The organism is Mycobacteroides sp. LB1 (assembly GCF_013449725.1).
Taxonomy (GTDB): domain Bacteria; phylum Actinomycetota; class Actinomycetes; order Mycobacteriales; family Mycobacteriaceae; genus Mycobacterium.
Map to the genome: position 1 here is coordinate 1 of NZ_JACCFF010000008.1, position 26,627 is coordinate 26,627.

General features: G+C 65.0%; 25 protein-coding genes, 3 tRNA genes and 1 pseudogene. 12 read left to right on the top strand and 17 right to left on the bottom strand.

The window, feature by feature from the left end; genetic code table 11:
- Positions 1-135: 135 nt before the first annotated feature.
- The 3 genes from MLB1_RS23515 to MLB1_RS23525 all read right to left on the bottom strand — a co-directional run bounded on the left by MLB1_RS23515 (position 136) and on the right by MLB1_RS23525 (position 2,212).
- Positions 136-405, bottom strand: a complete 270-nt coding sequence (locus MLB1_RS23515) for a hypothetical protein (protein WP_180752289.1) — start codon at positions 403-405, stop codon at positions 136-138.
- A gap of 256 nt (positions 406-661) precedes the next feature.
- Positions 662-1,366, bottom strand: coding sequence for an isoprenylcysteine carboxylmethyltransferase family protein (locus MLB1_RS23520; RefSeq protein WP_180752290.1), 705 nt, complete (start codon positions 1,364-1,366; stop codon positions 662-664).
- 9 nt (positions 1,367-1,375) lie between these two features.
- The gene (locus tag MLB1_RS23525) at positions 1,376-2,212 is read right to left on the bottom strand and encodes an arylamine N-acetyltransferase (protein ID WP_180752291.1); all 837 of its coding nucleotides are present in this window, start codon (positions 2,210-2,212) and stop codon (positions 1,376-1,378) included.
- A 185-nt stretch (positions 2,213-2,397) separates the two neighbouring features.
- Between MLB1_RS23525 and MLB1_RS23530 the strand changes: the two genes are divergently transcribed.
- Positions 2,398-2,970, top strand: a complete 573-nt coding sequence (locus tag MLB1_RS23530) for a YdeI/OmpD-associated family protein (RefSeq protein ID WP_180752292.1) — start codon at positions 2,398-2,400, stop codon at positions 2,968-2,970.
- A gap of 7 nt (positions 2,971-2,977) precedes the next feature.
- On the opposite strand, the pseudogene MLB1_RS23535 reads toward MLB1_RS23530, so the two are convergent.
- Positions 2,978-3,945, bottom strand: a pseudogene (locus MLB1_RS23535) (cyclopropane-fatty-acyl-phospholipid synthase family protein).
- Positions 3,946-4,104: 159 nt separating this feature from the next.
- On the opposite strand from MLB1_RS23535, the gene gyrA reads away from it, so the two are divergent.
- From gyrA to MLB1_RS23555, 4 genes are all read left to right on the top strand, one after another.
- On the top strand, positions 4,105-6,633 hold the full coding sequence (gene gyrA, locus MLB1_RS23540; protein WP_180752294.1) for a DNA gyrase subunit A: 2,529 nt from the start codon (positions 4,105-4,107) through the stop codon (positions 6,631-6,633).
- A 10-nt stretch (positions 6,634-6,643) separates the two neighbouring features.
- Positions 6,644-7,573 carry a DUF3566 domain-containing protein gene (locus MLB1_RS23545; RefSeq protein ID WP_180752295.1) on the top strand — a complete coding sequence of 310 codons (930 nt, stop codon included), beginning with the start codon at positions 6,644-6,646 and terminating at the stop codon, positions 7,571-7,573.
- A 49-nt stretch (positions 7,574-7,622) separates the two neighbouring features.
- A tRNA-Ile gene (locus MLB1_RS23550) sits at positions 7,623-7,699 on the top strand.
- Between the two features lie 126 nt (positions 7,700-7,825).
- Positions 7,826-7,898: transfer RNA gene (locus MLB1_RS23555), tRNA-Ala, on the top strand.
- 31 nt (positions 7,899-7,929) lie between these two features.
- On the opposite strand, the gene cwsA is transcribed toward MLB1_RS23555, so the two are convergent.
- Positions 7,930-8,325, bottom strand: a complete 396-nt coding sequence (gene cwsA, locus MLB1_RS23560) for a cell wall synthesis protein CwsA (RefSeq protein WP_180752296.1) — start codon at positions 8,323-8,325, stop codon at positions 7,930-7,932.
- Positions 8,326-8,474: 149 nt separating this feature from the next.
- On the opposite strand from cwsA, the gene MLB1_RS23565 reads away from it, so the two are divergent.
- Entirely contained in the window at positions 8,475-9,011 is a 537-nt protein-coding gene (locus MLB1_RS23565) for a peptidylprolyl isomerase (RefSeq protein WP_180752297.1), read from the top strand.
- A 126-nt stretch (positions 9,012-9,137) separates the two neighbouring features.
- Positions 9,138-9,884, top strand: a complete 747-nt coding sequence (locus MLB1_RS23570; RefSeq protein ID WP_371750687.1) for a rhomboid family intramembrane serine protease — start codon at positions 9,138-9,140, stop codon at positions 9,882-9,884.
- 1 nt (position 9,885) lies between these two features.
- Here MLB1_RS23570 and MLB1_RS23575 read toward each other — a convergent pair whose 3' ends face one another.
- The 5 genes from MLB1_RS23575 to crgA form a co-directional block, all read right to left on the bottom strand.
- Positions 9,886-10,776: an SAM-dependent methyltransferase gene (locus MLB1_RS23575; protein ID WP_180752299.1), complete on the bottom strand. Its 891-nt coding sequence runs from the start codon at positions 10,774-10,776 to the stop codon at positions 9,886-9,888.
- Between the two features lie 115 nt (positions 10,777-10,891).
- Positions 10,892-11,860, bottom strand: a complete 969-nt coding sequence (locus MLB1_RS23580; protein ID WP_180752300.1) for an SAM-dependent methyltransferase — start codon at positions 11,858-11,860, stop codon at positions 10,892-10,894.
- Between the two features lie 158 nt (positions 11,861-12,018).
- Positions 12,019-12,918: a class I SAM-dependent methyltransferase gene (locus tag MLB1_RS23585; protein WP_180752301.1), complete on the bottom strand. Its 900-nt coding sequence runs from the start codon at positions 12,916-12,918 to the stop codon at positions 12,019-12,021.
- Positions 12,919-12,990: 72 nt separating this feature from the next.
- Positions 12,991-13,416 carry a PH domain-containing protein gene (locus MLB1_RS23590; protein WP_180752302.1) on the bottom strand — a complete coding sequence of 142 codons (426 nt, stop codon included), beginning with the start codon at positions 13,414-13,416 and terminating at the stop codon, positions 12,991-12,993.
- Between the two features lie 109 nt (positions 13,417-13,525).
- Positions 13,526-13,789, bottom strand: a complete 264-nt coding sequence (gene crgA / locus MLB1_RS23595) for a cell division protein CrgA (RefSeq protein WP_180752303.1) — start codon at positions 13,787-13,789, stop codon at positions 13,526-13,528.
- Between the two features lie 188 nt (positions 13,790-13,977).
- Here crgA and MLB1_RS23600 point away from each other — a divergent pair, with 188 nt between their 5' ends.
- Together MLB1_RS23600 and MLB1_RS23605 are read left to right on the top strand one after the other, a co-directional pair.
- The gene (locus tag MLB1_RS23600) at positions 13,978-14,694 is read left to right on the top strand and encodes a DUF881 domain-containing protein (RefSeq protein ID WP_180752314.1); all 717 of its coding nucleotides are present in this window, start codon (positions 13,978-13,980) and stop codon (positions 14,692-14,694) included.
- A 67-nt stretch (positions 14,695-14,761) separates the two neighbouring features.
- Positions 14,762-15,436 carry an aminodeoxychorismate/anthranilate synthase component II gene (locus tag MLB1_RS23605; RefSeq protein ID WP_180752304.1) on the top strand — a complete coding sequence of 225 codons (675 nt, stop codon included), beginning with the start codon at positions 14,762-14,764 and terminating at the stop codon, positions 15,434-15,436.
- Positions 15,437-15,461: 25 nt separating this feature from the next.
- Here the strand turns inward: MLB1_RS23605 and pknB are convergent, their stop codons facing one another.
- The 7 genes from pknB to MLB1_RS23640 form a co-directional block, all read right to left on the bottom strand.
- Positions 15,462-17,348 (bottom strand): Stk1 family PASTA domain-containing Ser/Thr kinase, encoded by a 1,887-nt coding sequence (gene pknB / locus MLB1_RS23610; protein ID WP_180752305.1) that lies wholly within the window; start codon positions 17,346-17,348, stop codon positions 15,462-15,464.
- Positions 17,348-18,610: a serine/threonine-protein kinase gene (locus MLB1_RS23615; RefSeq protein ID WP_180752306.1), complete on the bottom strand. Its 1,263-nt coding sequence runs from the start codon at positions 18,608-18,610 to the stop codon at positions 17,348-17,350. The genes pknB and MLB1_RS23615 overlap by 1 nt, the downstream gene beginning before the upstream one ends.
- Positions 18,607-20,121, bottom strand: coding sequence for a D,D-transpeptidase PbpA (gene pbpA / locus MLB1_RS23620; RefSeq protein ID WP_180752307.1), 1,515 nt, complete (start codon positions 20,119-20,121; stop codon positions 18,607-18,609). The genes MLB1_RS23615 and pbpA overlap by 4 nt, the downstream gene beginning before the upstream one ends.
- On the bottom strand, positions 20,118-21,551 hold the full coding sequence (locus MLB1_RS23625) for an FtsW/RodA/SpoVE family cell cycle protein (protein WP_180752308.1): 1,434 nt from the start codon (positions 21,549-21,551) through the stop codon (positions 20,118-20,120). The genes pbpA and MLB1_RS23625 overlap by 4 nt, the downstream gene beginning before the upstream one ends.
- A complete protein-coding gene (locus MLB1_RS23630) occupies positions 21,548-23,071 on the bottom strand; it encodes a protein phosphatase 2C domain-containing protein (protein ID WP_180752309.1) in 1,524 nt (507 codons plus the stop codon). The genes MLB1_RS23625 and MLB1_RS23630 overlap by 4 nt, the downstream gene beginning before the upstream one ends.
- Positions 23,068-23,532, bottom strand: coding sequence for an FHA domain-containing protein (locus tag MLB1_RS23635; protein ID WP_180752310.1), 465 nt, complete (start codon positions 23,530-23,532; stop codon positions 23,068-23,070). Before MLB1_RS23635 ends, MLB1_RS23630 begins: the two co-directional genes overlap by 4 nt.
- 195 nt (positions 23,533-23,727) lie before the next feature.
- Positions 23,728-25,098, bottom strand: coding sequence for a DUF3662 and FHA domain-containing protein (locus MLB1_RS23640; protein ID WP_180752311.1), 1,371 nt, complete (start codon positions 25,096-25,098; stop codon positions 23,728-23,730).
- A 258-nt stretch (positions 25,099-25,356) separates the two neighbouring features.
- Between MLB1_RS23640 and MLB1_RS23645 the strand changes: the two genes are divergently transcribed.
- From MLB1_RS23645 to MLB1_RS23655, 3 genes are all read left to right on the top strand, one after another.
- Positions 25,357-25,439 (top strand) — tRNA-Leu (locus MLB1_RS23645).
- A gap of 639 nt (positions 25,440-26,078) precedes the next feature.
- Complete coding sequence (locus MLB1_RS23650) at positions 26,079-26,387, top strand: PE family protein (RefSeq protein WP_180752312.1); 309 nt, start codon at positions 26,079-26,081, stop codon at positions 26,385-26,387.
- Between the two features lie 5 nt (positions 26,388-26,392).
- A partial coding sequence (locus tag MLB1_RS23655; protein WP_180752313.1) for a PPE domain-containing protein occupies positions 26,393-26,627 on the top strand: 235 nt, incomplete at its 3' end.

Below are 26,627 nucleotides of genomic sequence, written 5' to 3' on the forward strand. Positions count from 1 at the left end.
TTCACCCCAGCCTCGCTCAACTCACCCTGATGCCTCTTCAAAATCTCCCAGTACCCACAAAAATCCCGGATCTTGGCGCCGTCCTCCAACACCTGCCGACCCGTGTCATAAACCACCACCACAAACCCCTCAGCCCTAGTACTTCAACCGATTGCCGCGAAATTCCCAGAAACTGTCCTCGTCATCCCAGCCGGGTATGGCCGGCCGCTTCGCCGGTGCATCCTTGGCAAGAGGCGCTTCCACGGCCTTCGCCGCCTCCCCGGCCTGCCAGGCCGCCCGTTCTCGCGCCTGCCGCGCCTGTTCCGCGTGTATCTCTTGGAAGCGCTGCGCAGTCTTTAGCTTCCGACTCTCGGAGGCCCGCCCAAACTCCAGTTGCAAGGCGTACAGCCGGTCCGCGTACCCCATAACCCGTGTCCTTTCACAGACTGGAAGTGACAGATCTCCGCCATCTACATGTTGAGACGCCGGTATGCCTGATTCGGTTCCATCGAATTTGCGGGTGTGGAGGAACGCCACGGCCACTGCCAGAAGAGTCGCCCGGCCGGGTTCTAGGAGGGAGCTGGCCGGCGGATTCGGGGGGCGTTGAATACGGCGTTCGGTAACCGAGCGCGGGACCCCCGATAGCTCTAGTTTGGGGCAACCCTGCAGTCAGCCCGAGAGATCACCACACGTAGGGCACAAGTCGGTAGCGGACCCGCGCCGCGTACTCCGGGTAGCCGTCAAGCTCCTTGGTAAGCAGCCGCTCCTCGCCCACTGCTCGAAATCCCAGCGCCACCACGGTTACCGCCGACCCGATGAGTGCGTACCAAGAACCGAGCAGCAGCGGCATACCGATCATGAACGGGATCGCGCCCGTGTACATCGGATGCCGTACGTACGCGTACGGTCCGGAGTCGACGATCGAATGCCCGCGCTCTGCCTGGATCTTCACAACGGGAGCGGCAAAGCTGTTGGCGCGGAATACAAGCACCATCGAAAGCAACGAAACCACAATGAGCACGGCACCGACGATCTGAAGCCAGACGGGGACGTCGGACCAGTGCCACCGATGATCAAGCCCCGGCACCGCGAACCACGCCAGCGTGCCCACCATCGCAATGACCACGAAGACTTTGTCCCAGGCGGTTTGGTTCGGTTGGCTTGGAGATCCGAGTCGCTCGGCGAGTAGGGCGGGGTTGTAGTTCAGCAGCCAGAGCTGCACGCCGAGGTTGAGGAGGGTGACCTCGATGCCCAGAACCCACAGCTGCGGCCAGTTCCAGGTGCCGGCGGCCAGGATCAACAACCCACCCAACGCGATTGTCGCCACGATGTTTGTGACGAGCAGCTTCACCAGTAGCCGCGATTTCGAGGGCACGGACTCAGTCATGTGTCGACGCTACTGCGTGGCCAGCCTCTGCAACAGCAGCGCGGAATCCTCGATGCCAAGTTCGATACCGAAGATCTCCCGAAGCGTGATGAGTACCTCGTCGGCGGTCAGTACCCGGGTCTCGCGCCCCACTCCGGGCCGAATGTCATGCAGCGTCTGATGATCCAGAACATGGAGGCGGTCGGGTTCGAAGCGCTGCACGAAAATCCTTGTGCTGAAAGGTGAATTGGGGCTGGCGGCCACAAAGTAGCTGGCCATCCGGAAGTCGACCGGATACTGCGGCTCGAGCACAAAGGTGTGCCGACTCATCCATCCGGGCTGGGTGCCGTCCCCCGCAGCCTCCGATAGTGTCCACCCGTCGGCACCCGGAGTGACCTCGCTACGCAGCAGTTGATAGGTCCACGACCCGTCGGTGATCACGTCCTCGTCGACCAGGCGGATGGGTGCCAGTGGACTTGCGCCGAATCCGACATCGCAGAGCCACCGTTCTCCGCCAAGCCGAACCACAAGCATTCCGTGTGTGGCCGGCCGCACTGTGGTGGCGCCCATCTGAACTCGGCCCTGGATACCGAAGAAGTCGAACCCCAGTCCTTGTAGCACGGCGGCGAACAATGCGACGTGCTCGTAGCAGTAACCCCCACGGGGGCCGCGCAACAGCTTGGCCTGGACCGTGGGGATGTCCAACGCGACACGCTTGTGCAGCACCGCGTCGAGGTTCTCCCACTTGATGTTCAGGACGTGCCCACGCTGCAGGAGGCGCAAGGTGTCCAGCGTTGGCGAGCGGTCGCCGTCGAAGCCGATGAAGGCCAGGTACTCGTCGAGCTCGAGTTCGTCACCGTTCCACATGGTGGGACAACTTACTTGTTGAGCGGCGAATGCCAGTAGCGCGGCAGATCATGTTTGGCAGATGGCCGGAAGTAAGTGGGAGTTCGTCACGTCAGAGCACAATGCGGGGCCAATTGTGTCCGCCGCCTTCGGTCAGGCAGCGGGACCTTCTGATGCCTGTCACCGGTCACTCGTAGAGTGACGGCATGGCCGTCGATCGCCCCACCATCTTCTTTGCCTCCCAACAGGACTGGGAGACCTGGCTGGAAGAGAACCACGGCGACTCCCCCGGCGTCTGGATCAAGATGGCCAAGAAGGCCAGCGGCATACCCAGCGTGAACCACAAAGAAGCCCTGGAGGAAGCGCTCTGCTTCGGATGGATCGACGGGCAGGCCAAATCGCTCGACGAGACCTACTCCCTGCGCATGTTCACCCCCAGACGCTCACGCAGCACTTGGTCACAGATCAACGTGGGCCACATCGAACGGCTCACCAAGGAAGGCCGCGTTAGGCCCGCCGGCCAACGTGAGGTCGACGCCGCCAAGGCCGACGGCCGCTGGGACGCCGCCTACAGCTCGCAAGCCACCATCGAAGTTCCCGACGACTTCGCCAAGGCATTACAAGCCAACCCGACCGCGGAGACGTTCTTCGATTCCCTCACCAAAACCGCGCGCTGGCCGTTCCTGTACCGGCTCACCACGATCAAGAAGCCAGAGACCCGCGCCAGGCGCATCGCCCAGTACGTGGACCTTCTCGCCGAACGAAAGACGTTGCTTTAAGCCGCATTCACGCCTTGTGGGCCACCGCCACGATGTAGTCGGAATACGAGCCCGTCATCCGCATCGTGACCGAGTTGAACGCGCCGCGCCACACGGGATTGATGTGCTTCATATCGGGCTGGCGCAGGCGCTTACCGAGGAACTTGCCCAACGGCGGATATACGTCCTTGCCAATCGACCAGGTCTCGGCGCGCGCAAAGCCCATGTCCAGCAGCAGATCCCGATATCCCTGAACGTCCACCGCCCACTGCACGGCATTGGCGGGTGCATTCTGCCAGCCCTTGCGCGCCACCTGATTACGTGCCAGCGCGGTGAGTCCGGTGCGCCGCGGCACGATATCGGCGGTCACCAGCCGCCCACCCGGCTTGAGCACCCGCAGCGCCTCGCGGAAGAAGTCGATCCGTGACGGGAAGTGGAATGCCGACTCCAGTGCGACCACTTTGGTGCACGACTCGTTGCCGAACGGCATATCGGTGGCCGAGGCCTTCACGTACTCGATCTTCTCGGAGAGGCCCGCTTCGGCGACGCGTTGGGTGGAGATGGCGATCTGCTCCTCGGCCAGATTTACCCCGGTGATGTGTTTCACGTTGAACTCGTTGGCCCACAGGATGTCCTGATCGCCATATCCGCAGCCGCAGTCCACCACCACATCGGAGGCCGTGAACCCGGCGCTGGACGCGACGAGCCGTGCGAGGTCGCGGCTGGCCTCATCGAGCGTGCTGGGGTGGTTACGCCAGTACCCGAAGTTGATGAAGAGCGATTCCTCGCCGAACAAGTTCTGGGTGCCGACGATGTCGTAGATCTGTCCGGTCTTGAGGCCGCCTGTCGAGGACACGGCGACCGCCGCCATCCGCCGCCATTCATCGGCCCAGCGGCGTAGGCGCTCACCTGCGGATTCGTCTGTGAACTGGGATGTCAGTGTGGTCATGGTGGGCAGCTCCCTAAGTTAGCTCTGGCCGCCTCGTCGCGGCTCAAGCCTGCGTAACAAACAGTACCGGATACTTCAGATATCGGCATCTAAAGCCGCTCAGCGGGACGTACGGCGCTGCATCCAGGAAACCTGTCGGGGGAATGACTAGGCTGGGGAGGTTGCCCGGTTTCTGTACTGCCGGGCGGAAGACGAATGAGGAGCACATGACCGACACCACGCTGCCGCCGGGGAACCCCCCGGGGGACGATGACATCGTCGACCGCATCGAACCGGTCGATATTCAGCAAGAGATGCAGCGCAGCTACATCGACTACGCCATGAGCGTCATCGTGGGCCGCGCACTTCCCGAGGTGCGTGACGGCCTCAAGCCCGTGCACCGCCGCGTTCTCTACGCGATGTACGACTCCGGCTTCCGGCCCGACCGCAGCCACGCCAAGTCGGCGCGCTCGGTGGCCGAGACCATGGGTAATTACCACCCGCACGGCGACTCCTCTATTTACGACACCCTGGTCCGCATGGCGCAGCCTTGGTCATTGCGCTACCCGCTGGTGGACGGCCAAGGAAACTTCGGTTCCCCGGGTAACGACCCCGCCGCCGCCATGCGTTACACCGAGGCCCGGCTCACCCCGCTGGCCATGGAGATGCTGCGCGAAATCGACGAGGAAACAGTCGATTTCATCCCCAACTATGACGGCCGCGTCATGGAACCGACGGTGCTGCCGAGCCGGTTCCCGAACCTGCTTGCCAACGGCAGCGGCGGTATCGCCGTCGGTATGGCCACCAATATGCCGCCGCACAACCTGCGCGAGCTGGCCGAGGCGGTCTACTGGGCACTGGACAACCACGAGGCCGATGAGGAGACCACCCTCAACGCGGTCTGCGAGAAGATCACCGGCCCCGACTTCCCGACATCCGGGTTGATCGTTGGGACGCAAGGGATTCACGACGCCTACACCACTGGCCGCGGCTCGATCCGCATGCGCGGTGTGGCCGAGATCGAGGAAGACACCAAGGGCAGAACGTCTTTGGTGATCACGGAGCTGCCGTACCAGGTCAACCACGACAACTTCATCACCTCGATCGCCGACCAGGTTCGTGACGGCAAGATCGCCGGCATCTCCAATATCGAGGACCAGAGCTCCGACCGCGTCGGCCTGCGAATCGTGGTGATACTCAAGCGCGATGCCGTCGCCAAGGTGGTGCTGAACAACCTCTACAAGCACACCCAGCTGCAGACCAGCTTCGGCGCCAACATGCTGTCGATCGTCGACGGCGTGCCGCGCACACTGCGCCTGGACCAGCTGATCCGGCACTACGTCAACCACCAGTTGGACGTCATCATCCGGCGTACCCGTTACCGGCTGCGTAAGGCCAACGAGCGTGCGCACATCTTGCGCGGTTTGGTCAAAGCGCTTGACGCGCTTGACGAAGTGATCGCATTGATCCGTGCTTCGCAGACTGTCGACATCGCCCGCCAGGGTCTGATCGAGCTGCTGGACGTCGACGAGATTCAGTCCCAGGCCATCCTCGATATGCAGCTGCGTCGTCTGGCGGCCCTGGAGCGACAGAAGATCGTCGAGGACCTCGCCAAGATCGAAGCGGAGATCGCCGACCTCGAGGACATCCTGGCCAAGCCGGAACGTCAGCGCGCCATCGTCCGGGACGAACTCAGCGAGCTGGTCGAACGCTACGGAGACGACCGTCGCACCCGCATCATCTCCGCGGACGGGGACGTCGCCGACGAGGACCTCATCGCACGCGAGGACGTCGTCGTCACCATCACCGAAACTGGGTACGCCAAGCGCACCAAGACCGACCTGTACCGCAGCCAGAAGCGCGGCGGTAAGGGCGTGCAGGGTGCGGGCCTGAAGCAGGACGACATCGTCAAGCACTTCTTCGTGTGCTCGACGCATGACTGGATTCTGTTCTTCACCACGAAGGGCCGCGTCTACCGCGCCAAGGCGTACGACCTGCCCGAGGCCGCCCGCACCGCGCGCGGCCAGCACGTCGCCAACCTGCTGGCCTTCCAGCCGGAGGAGCGCATCGCACAGGTCATCCAGATCAAGAGCTACGAGGACGCGCCGTACCTGGTGCTGGCCACCAAGAATGGGCTGGTCAAGAAGTCCAAGCTCACCGACTTCGATTCCAACCGCAGCGGTGGCCTGGTGGCCGTCAACCTGCGCGACGGTGACGAACTCGTGGGTGCGGTGCTGTGCGCCGCCGCGGACGATCTGCTGCTCGTTTCGGCACACGGCCAGTCCATCCGGTTCAGTGCCACCGACGAGGCGCTGCGGCCGATGGGCCGCGCCACCTCCGGTGTGCAGGGCATGCGCTTCAACGGTGAGGACGAGCTGCTGTCGCTCAACGTCATCAGTGAGGGCACGTTCCTGCTGGTGGCCACCTCGGGCGGCTACTCCAAGCGCACCGCGATCGAGGAGTACCCGGTGCAGGGACGTGGCGGCAAGGGCGTGCTGACAGTTCAGTACGACCCGCGCCGCGGAGCCCTGGTGGGTGCGCTCGTCGTGGACGAGGAGGCCGAGTTGTACGCCATCACCTCCGGCGGCGGTGTCATCCGTACAACGGCGAAGTCGGTGCGTAAGGCCGGACGCCAGACCAAGGGTGTGCGCCTGATGAACCTCGGGACAGGCGACACCCTGTTGGCCATCGCGCATAATGCCGATGAAGGGGACGCTGAGCTTGAAGACGGCGCAGCAGACACCGCAAGCGAGTAAGGAGCCGTAGGTGAGTTCACCGAACGATTCCGGGGAATCTGGCGGAAGCGAGCGCCCCGTGGACCAAACGGACTTGCCTCCCTGGCAGCGGGCGGAGCGGCGGCGTGGCTCACACGCCGCTGCTACCGGTCCGCAGCGGGTGCCCGGCCGTGAGCCGCGCCCCGGCGGCGTACCGACGGAGATCATCCCCGTGATCGACGCCGACGCCGCTCCACCCACGGCACCCACCCCGGCGCCCCGCCCCGGAAACCGTCCGTCGGCGGGATTGGATGCCCGGCTCAGCAGGTTCATTTCCGGGACCGCTGCCCCGGCCGGATTCACCACACCGCTGACTCGGCCAGAACCTGATCTGGAACCCGAGCTTGAGCCCCACGACGAGCTGCCGGAGCGTCCCGAGAGAACCGAACGGCCCGAGCGGGTGCGTTCGAGTACCCCCTGGGGAGAATCCAGCGCACAGGAGCCGGTGCGCGCCGTCAAGAACAACGACCTGCCCGATCTCTCGGGCCCAGTCCCCCGCCCGCCCCGTGGTAGAAGCGATGCGGCGCAGGGTGGTTCGGCAGTCACCGTCGGACCGTCGCGGAAGGGTCCGCTACGCGCGGCCATGCAGATCCGGCGCGTCGACCCCTGGGCGACCCTCAAGGTCTCACTGGTGCTGTCGGTGGTGTTCTTCTTCGTCTGGATGATCGCCGTCGCCATGCTGTACCTGGTGCTCGGCGCGATGGGCGTGTGGTCGAAGCTCAACGAGAACGTCGGCGAGCTCATCACCAACAGCGGCGGCGGCGAGCTGGTGTCCAGCGGCACCATCTTCGGTACCGCGCTGCTCATCGGCCTGGTCAACATCGTGCTGATGACCGCGGCCGCCACCATCGGCGCGTTCATCTACAACCTGACCACCGATCTCGTTGGCGGTATCGAGGTCACGTTGGCCGATCGCGACTAACGGTTTGGGATGCACCCGCCCTGTGCGGTAATCTCTGCGTTCGGTCTAAGGGGCTATAGCTCAGGTGGTTAGAGCGCTTCGCTGATAACGAAGAGGTCGGAGGTTCGAGTCCTCCTAGCCCCACCACACTTGTTGGGAGGTCCGCCACGTGAGAGCGCTGCTGCTGGTACTCGCACTGTTGGGCGTGGCCTACGCGGCCGCAATCACCGTGGCACGCAACAACATGGAAGTGTGGCACACAGCAGCAGGTGAGGGGCCTTAGCTCAGTTGGTAGAGCGCTACCTTTGCAAGGTAGATGTCAGGAGTTCGATTCTCCTAGGCTCCACTCAGTTCCATCCCGCTCGCGACGATCAGCCCTACGGCTGAGGTTGCGTATCGACACTCGGCGCCAGCGTCGATGGCTCGGGCTGTCCCGAGCGGCGCAGCACAGTGAATGCCACCGCCCCGGCACCCAGCAGGCCCACCACGGCAAGCCCGGCCAGCGCGCGCGGCAGCTTGCGCTTGCGGGCAGCGCTCAGCACCTCTGGCAGCGTGTCAACCACATCGGCGACGGCGTCCTGCACTTCCGATGACACCGCCTTGCCCCGACTGAACAGCTTGCCCGCCGCGGACTTCGCCAGCCCGAAGCCGAGTCCGGCGGTGCCGCGTGAGACGTCGATAGGGGCGAGTGCCGCCTCCTTGAGTCCCCGGACCAGACGCTCCCCGGAGGTGAGCTTGACGGCAGGTTCATCGGTCTTGGTCAGCAGGTTCATCGTCAGCAGGTCCCTTCGTTGGGCGGTGATCTGGGTTCGGACGGTTCAAGGCTCAATGCCATCTTTGCGCACTCGCCGGCGCCTGGCGAGGAGTTGGCGCAGCGGCGTGCCGCAGGCGCCTCGCGGAGCGGGCTGCGCCAGGTGGCACGATGGTCATCGTGACTTCACCTATCCAGACTCAGACCGCCACCCTGCACACCAACCGTGGCGACGTCGTCATCGCGCTGTTCGGCAATCACGCCCCGAAGACCGTGGCCAATTTCGTCGGCCTCGCCGACGGCAGCAAGGACTACTCGACCAAGAACGCCAAGGGCGAGGCCAGCGGCCCCTTCTACGACGGCGCCATCTTCCACCGCGTCATCGAGGGCTTCATGCTCCAGGGCGGCGACCCCACCGGCACCGGCCGCGGCGGCCCGGGATACCAGTTCGGCGACGAGTTCCACCCGGAGCTGCAGTTCGACAAGCCGTACCTGCTGGCCATGGCGAACGCCGGACCGGGCACCAACGGCTCGCAGTTCTTCATCACCGTCGGCAAGACCCCGCACCTGAACCGCAAGCACACCATCTTCGGTGAAGTCGTCGACCCGGCCTCGCAGCAGGTTGTCGACGCGATCGCGGCCACCGCCGTCGATCGCGGTGACCGTCCCAGCGAGGACGTCGTCATCAACTCCATCACCATCAGCTAGGTCCCGATGGCTCATCCCGGGCAGGTACCGGTCTACGGGTGCGCTTGGCACCCGGACCGGGCCACCGCGGTGCGCTGTGTGCGGTGTGGGCGCCCCGTGTGCCCGGCGTGCATGCGATCAGCGCCCGTGGGTCAGCAGTGCGTGGAATGCGTCGCGGAGGGCGCCAAATCGATGCGCCGGGTCAAACCGTTGCAGCAGGCGCGGGCCTGGATCACCTGGGCCCTGATCGCCGTGAACGTTTTGGTGTACGCCGCCGTGGTGGGAAGCGCCGACGAGACGATGGCCGTCACCACCAGCCCGCTGTTCCGGGACCTGGTGCTGTACCTGCCGTGGGTGGCACAGGGTGAGCTGTGGCGCACCATCACCGCAGGCTTCCTGCACTTCGGTCTGATGCACATCGGGGTCAATATGCTCTCGCTGGCGATGATCGGTCCCGGCCTGGAGCACGCGTTCGGTCGCGAGCGGTACGCCACGATCTACGGCACCGCGTTGCTCGGCAGTAGTGCCATCGCGATGTGGTTCAGCCCAAATGCGTTGGTGGCCGGTGCCTCCGGTGCCATCTACGGCCTGCTGGGTGCGGCGCTGGTGCTGTATCTGCGCGAGCGTTTGAACCCGCAGACCATCATCATTGTGCTGGTGCTCAACATCGGGCTGAGCATCTCGCTGCCGGGTATCTCATTGGCCGGCCATATGGGTGGGCTGTTGTTCGGCGTGCTCAGTGCCGGCGCGCTGCTGTACCACCGCGAGGTGTGCCGGTGGACGGGGATGTCCGGGCTCGTCCAGAAGCCGTCGACGCCGTGGGTGCTGGCGGCAGTGGTGACCGCGCTGTCGGTAGCGCTCATCCTGGCGAAGGTTCTGACCTACTCCGGATAGGTCACGACGGCAGCTTGGCGGCGAGAAATTGCCACTGTGTGTGCTGTTTGACGATGTCCGGAACATCGTCGGTGAAGGGCCGCTCGTAGTGCGCGGCGATCTGGGCGGCCGTTTGAACATCGGTGATCCAGCCGTGCTCCGTGAGCCAGTCCGCGGGCGGCATGCGCGAATCCGGGTATGTCAACATCCAGAAATTGGCGGCCCGAACGTCCTCGGGGACAACAGGTTCAGCGATTGAATCCCACGTCTCGGTCGAGGTGATAAAGATATTGGCGTCGCTGCAGATGGCGCTGCCAGGCGCGGACAGCTCGATGATTCGCTCAAAAAGCAGGTCCTGACCAGTCCCGGGTAGGCCGGCCATGATCAGCGGTGCGATGAGCCACGCGGTGGGTTGTTCGGGATCGAATCCTGCGTCGCACAGGACTTCCACCCAAGGGTCGGTCGAGGCAGCGATGGGCACCAAACGCTGGGTAACGCACGGCACCGCCCCGTGTTCCTTGAGGATGCGACCGCGGAACTCCAACGTGTGCGGATGGTCCACTTCGTACAGAATCGCATCCGTTGGCCACGGGAGCCGGTAGGCCCGAGTGTCCAGGCCCGCGGCGAACTGCACGACTTGCCGGGTGCCCAGCCCAAGCTCCGTGGTGATGAAGTCGTCGCCGTGGCGTGTGAAGATGCCTGACGCGTTGATGAGAAGAAAGGTGCCGTCTGCCGCCGAGGGGTTCTCGGGAAATCCTGCCGCGAGGAAGGCGCCACTGAGTGGCTCATTCGCGGCGGTAACCAGCACAGCGGCGAACGGATCGTGGACCAACGGATGGCCGCGCTGACTTTCCAGCGCACGCAGAGCCGCGGCGATCAGATCGAATTGGTACTTGTGCGCAGGTGAGGTCACGGCATTTTCCCTTTGGCCATCCAAAGAATCACCCGCTTTCTGCACATTGAATTCAAGATTATCGACACGGCGCCCCAATTGTGATGGTGTCGGGCAAGCTACCGGCCTGTACCAGTTATGGACCGGGATCTCTTTGCGTGTCCGGCGGTTCCGTCGAACGTCCCAGGTAGTCGGTGGGCAGTGTCGCGGTGAGGAAACGACGGTCCGCAAGATCCTGGAATCCCCGCGCCAGCACATCGCCGAACGGGCGACCATAGCGTTGTGCCAGCTCACGACCCGTACATGTCTGGGTCAGCCAGCCATGCCCGGCAAGCCAATCACCGGGAAGTGTGCGTTCGTCGTAGTGCGCGAGCACCGAGTAGTCGGCATCGCGGATGGTCTCGGGGGCGATGGCGTCCACGAGGTCGTCCCACACCTGCCCCGACGGGGTCAGCGGATCGTTATCCGTCGCGATCGTGCTGCCGGGCGCCGACATCTCGATGATCCGCTCGAACATCGCGTCTTGGCTGCCGCCCGGGAGGTTGGAGATGACGGCCTCGGCCAGCCAGGCCGTGGGAGCGTCGGGGTCGAAACCAGCCGAGGTCAGTTCGGCCTGCCACTGTTCGGCGAGCCCACAGTGGACCATGCGCTGTGTCGCCCGGGGTTCGGCGCCCGCGTTGTCGAGCGCCTTCATCTTGAGCGTGAGGACCTCGGGATAGTCGACTTCATAAACGACGGTTCCGGCGGGCCAGGAGAGTCGGTAGGCGCGGGTATCGAGGCCCCCGGCAAGCAGCACCACCTGCCGAGCGCCGTCCTGCACGGAAGCGAGCAGGGCTTCGTCGAAGTACCGACACATCGCCGCCATGTAGTTGGTGAGCAAGTAGGTGCGGGTCTCGTTCTCTGTCGACGGATCCTCACGGACGCCGATGTTCAGGAGTGCCCGTGTGTACGGATCCCCGACGGCGTCGATGATCGTCTGGGCGTGCTCGTCATATGACAGCGGCTGGGCGCGTTGAGATTCGAGCGCGCGCATCGCAGCGATGGTCAGTTCGATCTGCATGCCCCGACGGGCGAACTCCCCGCCGGCACCCGCACTGCCAGCCATACTTCCCAGCCCTCATCCCCGCCGTCAAACCGCAGGCATTTGCCGCTTCGCTCATTGGTCCAGACGGAACACTCTTTAGTGATTGCATGGGAAACTCTAGTCGAGGCTAGAGGGAAGCTCTCGCGTAAGCGCAGAACTGTGTCCCGCGCGGCCTACAGCTAGCGCGTGGCGGTGATGAAGTATGCGTCCGACCACAGCGAGGTGATTTCGCTGTGCTCGCTCGGGGCCGGTCGCCCATACGTGGCGGCCTGCTCCAGCCGATTGACGGTGTCTACCCGCCAGTCGTGTTCGCGCAGCCAGTCGATCGGATCCTTGCGCTCGTCGTCGTAGATAAGGGTGCCGATATTGATGTCCTTGACGAAGTCCGGCCTGAGTTTGTTGACCGCGTCTTGCCATTGATCGGCGGTGGCCACCCGCCGGCGCCACTCGGTGGCCAGGAAGCTGCCGGGGGCGGAGTGCGCGGTGATGTTCTCGAACAGTGCGTCCTGGGCGGCTCCGGGCAGATACGCCAGCAGACCCTCCGCGAGCCAGGCTGTCGGCTTGCTCGCGTCGAAGCCCGCCGTCTCCAGGGCCGCGATCCAGTCGTCGCGAAGGTCGACGGCTACTTCGCGCCGCTGTGCCAGTGGTGTCGCCTTCTGATCGGCCAGGACCTGGTCTTTGAACTCGAGGACCTTCGGCTGATCGAGCTCGTAGACGACGGTGCCGTCCGGCCAGGGCAGCCGGTAGGCGCGCGCATCGAGGCCGGCCGCCAGGATCACCGCCTGCCGAATACCAGAAGCCGTTGCAGCAGTGAAGAATTCATCGAAAAACTTGGTGCGGACGGCAAGGTGATTGACAAGATATGTGGTAGCGGCGTCCCACTCGGACTCGGGTTTCGGCGCCGCCAGGGCCTCGGTGAGATGGCGCTCGCCGGAAGCCTCGACAAAGGCGCGGGCGTATTCGTCTCGGATGAGCGGTTCGGAACGGGTGGTCTCGAGTGCGCGAAACGAGGACACCATGAGGGCTGTGAAGCCGACGCTACTGACAATGTCCCACTGATCGCCGTCGGTTCGTGTCATGTGCCCGCCTTGTTCGAAGGTTCCGCTACCCAGGAATAATTACCTAAGGCAACGATACGCGGGTGACGGTTTTCACGCCCGATAGCGGGCGGCGTGCAGCGCTTCGAGGACATCGCGGGGGTCGGTGCCGAGATCCCACCGATTCAGCACAATCAGTCGATCGCCGGATTCAATTTCCAGCAGTCGGGCCCGTCGACCAAGCCGCCGGAACTCGGTGACCTTCACCGAGTCCACCGAGGCGCGGGGCAGCAGCGTGCTACCGGTGAGACCTTGCAGCACGAGTCCGTCATCGGCAATACGTAGCTTGGGACGACAGCGCCACGATACGGCGGCGAACCCCAGCAGACCGAGAGCGGCCACCGAGGCCAGCAGGCGGCCGGGCGCATCCGAGACCAGTGCGACGGCGGCGATGCCGAAGGCGGCACCAACAAGGGCCGTGGCGGCGATGCCGGCAGGTTTCGGGCCCCATTCGGCAGGAGATGCGGGCGAGTTATCCACAGGCGTTATCCACAGTGGGGATAAATCACATCGTTGTGATTGGGTGTCTGAAGGGTGGACTCAGCGGAAACAGGCGTTAACCGCACCGGCAACGACAGCATGCGGATGATCAGCGCCACCGCATCGTCAGCAGCAGCCCCGTGATCATGAAGGCAAACGCGATGGCGTAGTTCCACGGGCCCAGATCCAGCATCCACGTGATGTGCTGTGCGGCGAGCTGGAAGACCATGAGCCAGGCCAGGCCGATGAGCATGAGGGTGAGGAAGAACGCGACGAACCAGAAGCTGGACGGGCCAGCCTTCACCTTGACCGGCGTACGGCTAACCGTGGTTGCGTTGAACGCGGACTTCTTACGGACCTTGGACTTGGGCATCGACTACCTCGGGAGCATCTCGGATAGGGCGGCACGACGAGTGATCGCCGCGGCCGGAGTCGTAATGGGTTCTTACGCAGGTTACAGCCCAGGGCTGCGACAATCTTCTGGTGACCGCCGATGAGCCGCTAGCGCGAAGAGGTTCAGGCTCCGATGAGCCCCGGAAACCTCTCATCTGGCGGGTCGGCGTGCCGCTCGTCTGCGCGCTGGCCGGCTTTCTGCTGGCCGCGACGCACACGGTGTCGGGCGGCAGCGAGATCCGCCGCGGCGACTCTCCCTCCCCTCGACTGGTGGATCTGGTGCGCGAGACGCAGAAGTCGGTAGACAAGCTCAGTGCCACCCGCGACGGCCTGGCGAATGAGATGGCCGACGCACGCCAGCAGTCGGCGGGCGGTGATAGTCAGGTGGCGGCGGCGCTCGCCGAAACAGGCGAGATGGCCGATGCCGCGGGCGTGCGGCCCGTCACCGGCCCCGGGCTGGTGGTGACGCTCACCGATGCCAAGCGCGACGCGTACGGCCGGTTCCCCAGGGATGCGTCCCCGGACGACCTGGTGGTGCACCAGCAGGATGTCGAGGGCGTGCTCAATGCGCTGTGGAGCGCGGGCGCCGAGGCCATTCAGATGCAGGATGACCAGCGGCTGGTAGCCGGGTCGGTGCCCCGATGCGTGGGCAACACGCTGCTGCTCCACGGCCGCACCTATAGCCCGCCGTACGTGATCACGGCGATCGGAGATGCCGACGCCATGCAGGCAGCGCTCGACGCCGCGCCGCTGGTGAACTTGTATCGGCAATACGTGGCGCGATTTGGCTTGGGGTACACGGTGAATCGCGGGCATCACCTTGAGGTGGCCGGATACCGGGACGCGGTCGGGCCGGGCCGCGCGATTCCGTTGGAGGGTCGGTAGGCGTCATCTTGTAAACCGGCTGGGAACCGGCGGGGAAACCGCTGGCGCGTGTCCGTACCCTTGATCTGTGCGCATCCTCGTGGTCGACAACTACGACAGCTTCGTGTTCAACCTGGTCCAGTACCTGGGTCAGCTCAGTGTGGACGCGACGGTGTGGCGCAACGACGACCCACGGTTGGCGGATACCGATGCGGTGGCCGCTGACTTCGACGGCGTGCTGATCAGCCCCGGTCCGGGCACGCCGGAGAGCGCGGGCGTGTCCATCGCGATGGTTCATTCGTGTGCGAAGACGGGCACTCCGCTACTCGGGGTGTGCCTGGGACATCAGGCGATTGGGGTGGCGTTCGGCGGTACCGTCGATCGCGCTCCGGAGCTGTTGCACGGCAAGACGAGCTCCGTCGAGCACGAGGACGCCGGAGTCCTGCGCGGCCTGTCGAATCCGTTCACGGCCACCAGATATCACTCGCTGACCATCCTGCCCGACACCGTGCCCGATGAGCTCCGGGTGATCGCCCGGACCGCCAGCGGCGTGATCATGGGCGTCATGCACACCGAGCTGCCGATCCACGGGGTGCAGTTCCACCCCGAGTCGATCCTCACGGAGGGCGGGCACCGAATGTTGGCCAACTGGCTCACCTACTGCGGTGCGCCCCTTGACGAATCGCTGGTGCGGTCGCTCGAGGTCGAGGTCGCTACGGCGCTGAACGGGGTTTCCGGCCGGGTCGCCGCCCTCGGCGGCTAACCGAGGAACCGTCTGCGTACGGGATTTAGCTCTGTCCGAAGCGCAGCCGGATCGGGCCGTTGAACGGGGCACCCGCGCCGGCCGGCGGATCCTGTGAAACCACGCGGGCCCTGTTGTTGCCGTCGGAGGGCACGTCCTCGGTCGATAGGCCCCCGCCTTGCCATCCGGCCTGGTACAGCATCGGCTCGGCATCGGTCCAGAACTTGCCTACGAGATTTGGCATGCGGAACTGCCCGCTTTGGGACACCCGGATCTCAATGACGCCGTCCTCTGGGAACATCGTTCCGGCAGGAGGATTCGTGCTCAGAATCTGCCCCTTCGCTTCTGGGCTGGGAATCTGAATCACGGTGGGTGGTGCGGTGAATCCGTAGGTGGGCAGGTTCTTGAGGGCGACATCGATGTTCTGACCGACGAGATCCGGCGCGGGCTTCTCGCCGGGACCCTTGCCGACAACGATGGTGATGTTGTTGGTGACGGCCGAGTACTGGCCGGCAGATGGGTTGGTGGCCATGACCCTGCCCTTGTCCTCGGGCAATGACTTGGTCTCGCTCTGGGTAAAGGTGCCCTTGAAACCGGCGCTCTGCAGCTTCTTCACCGCGTCGCCGAAACTGAGGCCGTGGCAGTCGGGTACCTGCTGGCTCTCCGGCCCGATGGACACGTTCAGAGTGACCTCCGAGCCCGCCGACACCGTAGAGCCCTTCGCGGGATCGGTGTCAATGACCTTGTCGGGGGACAGCTTTGAGCTCGTGTTCTTTTGGATCTTGGTTTTGAAGCCGAGGTTCTGCAGGGCCGCCACGGCCTCGGACTGAGACTTGCCCGTCACGTCGGGAACCTGCACATCCCGAGACGGTCCGCTGCCCCAGATGATCGCGAACGTGACCACCACGGTGAGTACCACCAGTGCAGCAAGGCCAACCAGCCAGCGGCTCAGCGGATTCCGCCGGGGCTCCGCGTAATGGTTCGAAAGCTGACCGGTCTGCGATCCGGAGCTCGGAAATGCCTTGGTGTTGGGGGGTGTATTGAGCATCGAGCTGCGCTCGGCGTCGGTGAGGACCTTAGGGGCGTCGGGCTGCTCACCCTGATACACGCGCATCAGGTCGGTGCGCATCTCCGCCGCATTCTGATACCGATTATCGGGGTTCTTCGAAAGTGCTTTGAGCACAACGGAATCCAGGCCGGGCGGAATTTCCGGGTTGCGCTTGGACGGCGCTACCGGGTCTTCACGCACATGCTGGTAGGCCACCGCAACGGGTGAATCGCCGACGAAAGGTGGCTCTCCGGTGAGCAATTCGTATAAGACGCAGCCCAGCGAGTAGACGTCGGAGCGCGCGTCCACGGTCTCGCCGCGAGCCTGCTCCGGCGAAAGGTACTGCGCGGTACCGATAACCGCTGCCGTCTGGGTCACGCTGACGCCCGCGTCCGACACCGCGCGCGCGATTCCGAAGTCCATCACTTTCACCGCGCCGGTCTTGCTGATCATGATGTTGGCGGGCTTGACGTCGCGGTGGATGATGCCGTGCTGGTGGCTGAAGTTGAGCGCCTGGCAGGAGTCGGCGACGACCTCGATCGCCCGGCGGATCGGCATGGGGCCGTCATCCTTGACGATGTCACGCAGCGTGATGCCGTCGACGTACTCCATCACGATGTAGGGCAGTGGCCCGGTGGGCGTCTCGGCTTCACCGGTGTCGTAGACCGCGACGATCGCCGGATGGTTCAGTGCGGCGGCGTTCTGTGCCTCCCTGCGGAAACGCAGATAGAAGCTCGGGTCCCGGGCCAGGTCTGCGCGCAGCACCTTGATCGCGACGTCGCGGTTCAGCCGCTGGTCGCGCGCCAGGTGAACCTCGGACATGCCGCCATAGCCGAGGATCTCCCCCAGCTCGTAGCGGTCCGAGAGGTGCTGCGGAGTGGTCATTAGGGTGATTTCATCCCAGGGCTAGGGTCCGGTTCGGCGACCGGAAGCAGAGCCACGATATTAGCTGGCGCAAGCGCTCCTGGCGAAGCTGAAGCTGGGCTTGAGGGTGCTTCGCTGCTGGGGACCGTTGCCGGGGTGGTCGGCGAGTCATTCTTCTGCTCACTGGCGCGCAGGAGGATGAGCGCCGCGATGATGATCGCGAAGATGCCCAGCACCGCGGCAGCCCACATAAGGGCCTTCTGGCCGGGTGAGAACGTGCCGCGGCGGGGTGGCGGCGGCCGGTGCGAGCCCGTTGGCTGGCGTGTCCGGGAGGTGGGAGGAGCGACCCGGCTGGGTGCCCCGACGGCGGGCCGGACCGCAGTGGCAGGCGGGATGGCCGCCGGCGTGGCCCTGCTTATGGTCGGCGCCTGGTTGGGTCGTGGCGGGCGTCGACCGGCACGCACCGCGGCCACCGCATCGGCGAATAGACCGCCGGTGGTGTAGCGGTTCTGGGGGTTCTTCACCAGCGTGATCTCGATGAGCTCGCGCACGTTCGGTGGCAGATCGGCGGGCAGCGGCGAGGGCGTTTCCTTGATGTGCTTCATCGCGACCGTCAGCGCGCCGTCCCCGGAGAACGGGCGCTTACCCGAAACCGCTTCGTATCCAACGACTCCCAGCGCGTAGACATCACTGGCCGGGGTGGCGTCGTGTCCCAGCGCCTGCTCGGGTGCGATGTATTGGGCGGTGCCCATCACCATGCCGGTCTGGGTGACCGGGGCGGCGTCGACGGCCTTGGCGATGCCGAAGTCGGTGAGCTTGACCTGACCGGTGGGCGTGATCAGGATGTTGCCCGGTTTCACGTCGCGATGCACCAGGCCCGCGGCGTGGGCTACTTGCAGGGCGCGGCCGGTCTGCTCCAGCATGTCCAAGGAGTGGCGCAGCGACAGGCGACCGGTGCGCTTGAGCACCGAGTTCAACGGTTCGCCGTGGACCAGCTCCATGACCAGGTAGGCGGTGCGGCCCTCGCTGTCGATATCGGTTTCGCCGTAGTCGTACACGCTGGCGATCCCCGGATGGTTGAGCATCGCGACGGTGCGCGCCTCGGCCCGGAACCGCTCGATGAACTCTGGGTCCGAGGAGAACTCGGCCTTGAGTACCTTGACGGCGACCTTGCGGCCCAGCCGACTGTCGACACCCTCCCACACCTGGCCCATACCGCCGGTGGCGATGAGCCGCTGCAACCGATAGCGACCCGAAAGCGTCTCTCCCACACGTACCGTCATGAGGCTCCCTGTAGTGCGGCGGCGATGACCTGGCGGCCGATGGGTGCGGCGACAGAGCCGCCGGTGGCCGCCAGGGCGCGGTCTCCGCCATCTTCGACGAGGACTGCGATGGCGACCTTGGGGGTCATCGCGGAGGACTGTGCATCCGACGGTGTGCTCGATGCCGGGGCGAAGGCGATGTACCACGCGTGCGGCGGGGTGTTGCGTGGATCGGTGCCGTGCTCGGCGGTGCCGGTCTTCGATGCGATCTGCACGCTGGGGATGGCACCGGTCTGTGCGGTGCGCTGTTCTGAGGCAATCATCAGTTCGGTCAATGTGTTCGCGATAGCAGGTGACACGGCCTGGCCGATGTCATCGGTGGTGGTGGTGGACAAATTGGAAAGGTCTGGACCCTTAAGGCTATCGACCAGATGCGGTTGCATCAGCACGCCCTTGTTGGCGACGGCCGCGGCGACCATCGCATTCTGCAGGGGGGTCATCGCGACATCCTTCTGCCCGATGCTCGACATCGCGACGGCAGCGTCGTCGGACATCGGACCGACTGTGGAGGTGGCTACTTGGAGCGGGATGCCGTCGAGCTCGCGGTCGAGGCCGAATGCCTGTGCCGCCTTGACCAGTTTGTCGCGCTTGAGTTGTTCGGCACCCAGTTTGGCGAAGGCGGTGTTACAGGAGCGCGCAAACGCCTCCTTGAGCGAGGTGGTGTCGCCGCCACCGCAGGAGGCCCTGTTGTAGTTCTCCAGGGTGGCATTGCTGCCCGGCAGGAAGATCGTCGGAGAGGCGGTTACCTCGGTGTTGACCGTCTTGCCGTCGGCCAGCGCCGCGGCCGTTGTGATCACCTTGAAGGTCGAGCCGGGCGGGTACGTCTGCGAGATGGCGCGATTGAGCATCGGCTGCGCCGGATCCTCCCCCAGACGCTTCCAGGCCTCATTCTCTTTCGCGGAGTCCTGGCTGGCGAGCAGATTGGGGTCATATGAGGGTGTCGAGACCATCGCGAGAATCTTTCCGGTGGAGGGCTCCAGTGCCACCACGGAGCCGCGACAGCCGTCCTTGCAGCCGCGGTGCATGGCGTCATAGGCGGCCTGCTGCACATCGGGGCGGATGGTAGTGACCACGCTGCCGCCCCGCGGGTCACGACCCGTGAAGAAGTCCGCGAGCCGCCGTCCGAACAGCCGGGGATCGGATCCGTTGAGCACGGTGTCCTCGGCGCGCTCCAGCCCGGTGCTCGAGTAGTTGAGTGAGTAGAAGCCGGTGACCGGTGCGTACACCAGCGGGTCCGCGTACTGCCGCAGGAAGCGGAACCGGCTGTCGGTGGCCACCGAGGACGCAAGCAGCTGCCCGCTCGCCGATATCTGTCCCCGCTGACGCGAGTACTCGTCGAGAAGCACCCGCTGGTTACGGGGATCGGCGCGCAGTCCGGGCGCCGTGAAAACCTGGGTGAGGGTGACATTGCCCAGGAGCAGCACGATCAGTCCCATGACGACGAGAGACACTCGGCGGATCGATGTGTTCATACGCGGTCGATCAGTTCCGTGCGGGCTTCCGCGATGGGGGCTGCGTTGGGCGCGGCATTGGTGGTGAGCGGCCGGCGCGCGATATGCGAGATGCGCAGCAGGATGGCCAGCAGCACGTAGTTGGACACCAGCGACGACCCGCCATAGGAGATCCAGGGCGTGGTGAGGCCCGTCAGCGGGATCAGTTTGGTGACGCCGCCGACGACGATGAACAGCTGCAGTGCCAGCGCCGCAGATAGTCCGGAGGCCAGCAACTTGCCGAAGCTGTCTCGGACGGCCAGTGAGGTGCGGAAGCCGCGGACGATGAGGATGGTGAATACCAACAGCACACCGGCTAGGCCCACCAGCCCGAGTTCCTCCCCGATGGCGGCGATGATGAAATCGGTTGAGGCAGCGGGCACTGTGCCCGGCTGACCGTTCCCCAGGCCGGTGCCGAAAATGCCTCCGGTGGCGAAGCTGAACAGGGACTGCATCATCTGGTACCCGTTACCGTCCGCGTCGGCGAAGGGGTCGAGCCAGGTTTCGACGCGCACGCGCACGTGCGCAAACAGGAAGTACGCCAAGAATGCGCCGGCGGCGAAGAGACCGAGCCCGATTAGCACCCAGCTGATCCGCGCCGTCGCGATGTACAGCACGGTCAGGAACGAGGTGTAGAGCAGCAGCGAGGTGCCCAGGTCCTTCTCAAAGACCATGACTCCCACCGATATTGCCCAGACGGCCAGCAGGGGCCCCAGGTCTCTGGCGCGTGGTGACTCCACACCCCAATAACTCCGCCCCGCGGTGCGGAACAGATCGCGCTTGGTCATCAGGAAGGCGGCGAAGAATACGAGCAACAGAATCTTGGCGGCCTCGGCGGGCTGAATCGACAAGAACGGCAACTCGATCCAGATCTTGGCCCCGTTCTGTTCGGAGACCGAGGAGGGGAGCAGCGCTGGAATGGCCAGCAATACGATGCCGATAATCCCGAAGGTGTACCCGTACCGTGCCAGCATCCGGTGGTCCTTGACGGTCGCCAGCACCCCGATGAGTGCGGCGACACCCACCAGCGTCCACAGCACCTGCGCATTGGCTTCCAGTGTGCCGTCGCCCTCGCCGGCGGCCACCTTCGCTAGATCCAGCCGATGGATCATCACTAGGCCGAGGCCGTTAAGCAACGCCACACAGGGCAGCAACAGCGGATCGGCGTAGGGGGCGTAGCGCCGAATTGCGAAGTGGGCCAGTGCAAACAGGACCAGATAGGCAAGGCCATACTTCAGCAGGTCCAGCGACAGACCGCGTTCGAGATTGGCCTCCACGAGGATCAGGGCGACGGTGGTGATGGCGGCAGCGAATCCTAGAAGCCCCAACTCCGCGCTGCGTCGTGTCGGCTGTGCGGGCTGCACATTGCCTCCCACGCTGGGCACGACAGCGGTTTGGGGCGCCGTCGTCATGACACGGTCCGGCAGGTGACACCCGGTTCTTGTGGGGGCGCAGGCAAAGGTGCCGGCGCAGATGTGGACGGTGTGGTGCTGGCGCCAGGGCTCGTTGTGGACGTAGGCGTAGGAGACGGCCGGGTAGTTGTGGTCGTCGTGGCTGTCGCGGGACCGGATGTGGTGGACGGGGTGCGTCCCGACGTGACGGGCGTGGGCGAAGGCTGTGTTGTTGTCGGAGTCTTGGGTGCGGGCGGTGGGCACGGCGGCAGCGCGTTCTTGGTGAGCTGGCGCAGCTGGCCGATGGCCTCGTCGAGGGTGCCGCCGGGCAGGCCGGTCTCGACCTGCTGACGCTCGGACGGGCGCAGGTCCGACACCTTGAAGTACTTGCAGGACAGACCGGATGCGGGCTCGCCGTAGCTCACCAGCGACATGTCTCCGCGGGAGTCGAGGCAACCGACAAGGTCCGGCCGTTGCAGTCGGTAGCCCAGCAGCGCGCCTTGGACTCCCTGCATGATGGAGACGTTGCCCTCGTAGGCACTCACGTAATAGTTGTTGAGCACCACGCGGCGTCCGATGGCCAGCCCGGCCAACGCGACCAGCACCACGAGTACCGCGGCTATCAGCCAGCGCAGACGGTGTTTCTTGGGCTTAGCGGTATCGGATTCGGTTGTCTCGGTATCGGTTTCGTCTGCCGCAGGCTCAGGCTCTTTCAGGGCCCGCTGAATCGCGGCGGCACGTCCGGCGGCCGTGTTCGGCGGCGGAGTGTCGGTGTCGGCATCGGCGGATACCGCCCCCGCCACGATCGGCCGGGTCTGTCCGTAGTCCAGCTCCACGACGTCGGCGACGACGACGGTGACGTTGTCGGGTCCACCGCTGCGCAGCGCCAATTCGATGAGCCGATCGGCCGCAGCGGAGACATCGGCGATCTCCAACGCCTCGGCGATGGTTTCGTGGCTCACCGGATCGGAGAGCCCGTCCGAACAGAGCAGGTATCTGTCCCCCGCATGTGCCTCGCGCATGATGAGCGTCGGCTCGACCGGTGTGCCGGTGAGCGCACGCATGATGAGCGAGCGTTGCGGATGGTTGTGGGCTTGCTCCGGGGTGATCCGACCCTCGTCGACAAGGGTTTGGACGAAGGTGTCGTCCTTGGAGATCTGGCTGAGCTCACCGTCACGCATGAGGTAAGCGCGCGAGTCGCCGATATGCACCATGCCCAGCCGTTTTCCCGTGAACAGGAACGCCGTCAGGGTGGTGCCCATCCCATCCAGCTCGGGTTCGGCGCGCACATGATCGGCGATTGCCGCGTTGCCGGAGTACACCGCGTCGGCCAGGGTGTCCAGCAGGTCGCCACCGGGTTCGTCATCGTCGAGCGGTGCCAGCGCCGCGATGACCAGCTGGGAGGCAACCTCACCGGCTGCATGACCGCCCATACCGTCGGCTAACGCCAGCAGGCGCGCCCCGGCATAGACCGAGTCCTCGTTGTTCGACCGCACCAGTCCGCGATCGCTACGCGCCGCGTAGCGCAGCACCAGCGTCACGAGCGCAGCTCGATCACTGTTTTGCCGATACGTACCGGCATCCCCTGGGGAACCCGCAGCGCCGTCGTCACCTTCTCCCTATCCAGATATGTGCCGTTGGTCGATCCTAGATCCTCCACGTACCAATCCGATCCGCGTGGCGATAGCCGCGCGTGCCGCGTCGAGGAGTAATCGTCGGTGAGGACCAATGTGGAGTCGTCGGCCCGGCCGATCAAGATGGGCTGCGTGCCGAGCGTGATCCGTGTGCCCGCCAGCGCACCTTCGGTCACCAGCAGGTACTGCATCTGTCGCCGGCCGGCCTTAGCGGGGCGAATGGAACGCAGGTTCAGCCCCCGATTGGCCATCAGCTGCCCGGTCGGTGCGTAAATATCGGTGCGCAGGATGCGCAGGACCGACCAGATGAACACCCACAGCAGCAACAGGAACCCCCCGCGGGTGAGCTGGAGCACCAGTCCCTGCATCCGGTTGTCGTTCCTCTCGCTGGTCCGTCGCGCCTCGGCGAGGGTGTCCGGCAGACTGGACCCTACCGAGACGTACCCGGTGGATCGTCGACGCCGGATGGTTATGGCTCGGCAGAGCAACGATACTTGGCCGGGTTACCCGACGGGGCCCGATATGTGCAGCCTGTCTCGAACGTGGTGTTGTGGGGTGCGGTCCTACTGCACCCGAACGATGATCTCGGAGTGGCCCAGCCGGATGATGTCGCCGTCGGCCAACTGCCACTCGGTGACCGGCGCGTTGTTGACGGTGGTGCCGTTGGTCGAATTGAGATCCGACAGCAGGGCGGCGTGCCCGTCGAAGCGCACCTCGAGGTGACGGCGAGAAACGCCCGTGTCAGGCAGCCGGAACTGCGCGTCCTGTCCACGGCCGATCACATTGGTGCCCTCACGCAACTGGTAGGTGCGGCCGCTGCCGTCGTCCAGCTGCAAGGTAACCGTGGTGCGACCGGCACCCGGGCTGCTCGCGGGAGCGCCGTAGTCGGGGCTGCTCTGGTAGCCGCCGTGCTCGTAGTCGCCGTATTCGGGCTCACCGTAACCACCCTGGGGTGATCCGTATCCGCCCTGCTGCGGCGGTGCGCCGTAGCCACCCTGCTGTGGGTAGCCGGGGGGGCGACCGTAATCCTGGCCCGGAGGGGGACCCTGCGGGGAGCTGTATCCGCCACCCGGGCCGCCCTGCTCGTACTCGCCGTAGGTCGGGCGAGGAGGCTCGCCGTAGCCGCCTTGCTGTGGGGGTGCGCCGTAGCCACCCTGCTGCGGAGGAGCGGGGGGACGGCCGTAGTCCCCGCCGCCTTGCTGTGGGGGTGCGCCGTAGCCACCCTGGTCGTAGCCCCCACGCCCGGGCTGGTCGTATCCGCCCTGCTGCGGCGGACGCGGCTGGTAGCCGCCCTGCTCGTAGCCGGCCGGTGGACGACCGTAGTCCTGTGGGTACTGCTGGCCGTAGCCTCCGCCCTCGTGGCCGCCCTGGCGCGGGGGGTAGCCCTGGTCGCCCTGCGGCTGCTGACCACGCGGATCCTGATCGGGACGCCCGTACCGGTCGTCATCTCGGCCGTACTCTTCGCCGGGGCGTCCCTGCTGGGGACCTGGGTTGTCAGTCATGGGTGCTCCTGGTTGTGAATCCGGGGTCGAAGGGGCCTGGTGCATATGGTCCCGCTGGGTATCGGGATTGACTACACCGCGCGTACGAAATTGGCCGGTGTGCAAGCTAGGTGATTGTTCGAATCGGACAACAACTTCACCATACGTTTGCCACCCTTGATCGCGAACATATTCGCGCAGGTGTTCGGCGAACGTGTCTGCGTTGAGATCGCGGTCGTCCGCCGCCTTCTCGTGATCTCCGGTGCTGAGGAGAACAAAGAACTCGTTGGGAGCCAGCAGCCGCCCCTGGCCCGCTGACCTGACTCCATCGGCGGCCTCGCGACGCAGCGAGGCCTGCACTTCCTGCGGGACGATGCTGCCGCCGAAGACGCGGGCGAAGGCATCGCCGACCACGTCCTCGAGCTTGCGCTCGAAGCGTTGGACAATTCCCATGCCTTCCTCCTTTCGGCGATCGCACGGCAGGTTCTGGGCGCATGGCACAGTGCACCGCCGCGAGCGGATCTCGACTAGATGGTATCGGTTTGATGATCGTCGGGACCCACTCCTCTATTACGAGACGACATCGTCTTGGCACCAAGAGGCCTTCTATGCACGAGGTTTGTTGGGATTGGCGTGGGTGGACGGGCTTTCGCCGGGTCATTCTCGGTTCGGAGGTGGGTCCGCGACCGTGATAAGCTGCCGCGGTCGTTGGGGCGAGTGGCGGAATGGCAGACGCGCTGGCTTCAGGTGCCAGTGTCCTTCGGGACGTGGGGGTTCAAGTCCCCCTTCGCCCACAAGATAGTGGGCCAGGAAGCCCAATGACGGAAGGCCGGAGACCCTGAGGGGTTTCCGGCCTTCGTTGTCTCGGCCTTACCGCGAGGTGTCGATTCACTCCATATGTGCGGGTCCGCCAACCGGGTTCCCGGCACTTGCATCCCTGGGCCTCAGTGATGGTGACGACCTCTCGCGGCGCTTTCGGACCGCCCGCTCGACTGACCGCGCGGGGTCCGGGGCGGTAGCCGGTCCGTTGCTAGTGACCTATGACACAACTGTGCAGCCATCGTCCGTGTTGGCGGCATAGCGCACGCCGCCGGTTTCTCTGCGGCAAGACCACGATCCGCCCAGGTCACGCTCGAAAGCCGGGAACAGTGGGTAATACCGGATGGAATTTAGCAATCTATCTGTCTGATAATTAAACAGGTCAGACTCTGCATATTGATGCTGAGCGAACTATCGACAGCACAATTAGGTGATGCTAACTTAACCCCCATGCGGCCGCCGATTCGCGAGACCTGTCGATCACCAGTGATTGGTACAGCTATCTCTCTACGGCGCCTGGGCGGAGCGCCATCCGATGATGAAGCCCCCGGGCAGGCATCGGCCGCTAGTTCGCTCGTCATTGAACATGCTGCTCAGGGAAGGGAGTACCCACGATGAATCTCAATGTCGTTCCGGAAGGCCTGCTCGCCACCAGTGCCGCGGTTGAGGCGCTCACCGCGCGTTTGGCCGCGGCTCACGCGGCGGCCGCTCCGGTGATCGGTGCCGTGGTGCCGCCTGCCGCCGATCCGGTGTCACTGGAGACCGCGGCCGCGTTCAGCGTGCGCGGTGTGGAGCACACCGGTGTGGCCGCCCTGGCCGTTGAGGAGCTGGGCCGTGCTGGTCTGGGTGTCTCGGAGTCTGCTGCCAGTTACACCACCGGCGATATGCAGGCCGCTGCGACGTACGTGATGGCGCGGGGCTAGGACCGGTGTCCGCGCCCATCTGGATGGCCTCACCTCCCGAGGTCCATTCCACATTGCTATCCAGTGGCCCCGGTCCCGGTGCGCTGTTGGCCGCGGCCGCGCAGTGGCAGGCACTCTCGACGCAGTACGCCACGGCGGCAACGGAGTTGACCCAGCTGCTCGCTGCCACCACTGCCGGACCCTGGCAGGGGCCCAGCGCCACCCAGTATGTCGCCAGCCACACGCCATACCTGGCCTGGC

Coding starts and splice junctions, on each gene's coding strand:
- MLB1_RS23580 (WP_180752300.1), bottom strand. CDS start 11,860: ATGGCTGGCAGTGCGGGTGCCGGCGGGGAGTTCGCCCGTCGGGGCATG.
- MLB1_RS23520 (WP_180752290.1), bottom strand. CDS start 1,366: ATGACTGAGTCCGTGCCCTCGAAATCGCGGCTACTGGTGAAGCTGCTC.
- MLB1_RS23640 (WP_180752311.1), bottom strand. CDS start 25,098: ATGGGAATTGTCCAACGCTTCGAGCGCAAGCTCGAGGACGTGGTCGGC.
- MLB1_RS23585 (WP_180752301.1), bottom strand. CDS start 12,918: ATGACACGAACCGACGGCGATCAGTGGGACATTGTCAGTAGCGTCGGC.
- MLB1_RS23650 (WP_180752312.1), top strand. CDS start 26,079: ATGAATCTCAATGTCGTTCCGGAAGGCCTGCTCGCCACCAGTGCCGCG.
- pbpA (WP_180752307.1), bottom strand. CDS start 20,121: ATGAACACATCGATCCGCCGAGTGTCTCTCGTCGTCATGGGACTGATC.
- MLB1_RS23530 (WP_180752292.1), top strand. CDS start 2,398: ATGGCCGTCGATCGCCCCACCATCTTCTTTGCCTCCCAACAGGACTGG.
- MLB1_RS23615 (WP_180752306.1), bottom strand. CDS start 18,610: ATGACGGTACGTGTGGGAGAGACGCTTTCGGGTCGCTATCGGTTGCAG.
- pknB (WP_180752305.1), bottom strand. CDS start 17,348: ATGACCACTCCGCAGCACCTCTCGGACCGCTACGAGCTGGGGGAGATC.
- MLB1_RS23625 (WP_180752308.1), bottom strand. CDS start 21,551: ATGACGACGGCGCCCCAAACCGCTGTCGTGCCCAGCGTGGGAGGCAAT.
- MLB1_RS23525 (WP_180752291.1), bottom strand. CDS start 2,212: ATGTGGAACGGTGACGAACTCGAGCTCGACGAGTACCTGGCCTTCATC.
- MLB1_RS23635 (WP_180752310.1), bottom strand. CDS start 23,532: ATGCAGGGACTGGTGCTCCAGCTCACCCGCGGGGGGTTCCTGTTGCTG.
- cwsA (WP_180752296.1), bottom strand. CDS start 8,325: ATGAACCTGCTGACCAAGACCGATGAACCTGCCGTCAAGCTCACCTCC.
- MLB1_RS23515 (WP_180752289.1), bottom strand. CDS start 405: ATGGGGTACGCGGACCGGCTGTACGCCTTGCAACTGGAGTTTGGGCGG.
- MLB1_RS23565 (WP_180752297.1), top strand. CDS start 8,475: ATGGTCATCGTGACTTCACCTATCCAGACTCAGACCGCCACCCTGCAC.
- gyrA (WP_180752294.1), top strand. CDS start 4,105: ATGACCGACACCACGCTGCCGCCGGGGAACCCCCCGGGGGACGATGAC.
- crgA (WP_180752303.1), bottom strand. CDS start 13,789: ATGCCCAAGTCCAAGGTCCGTAAGAAGTCCGCGTTCAACGCAACCACG.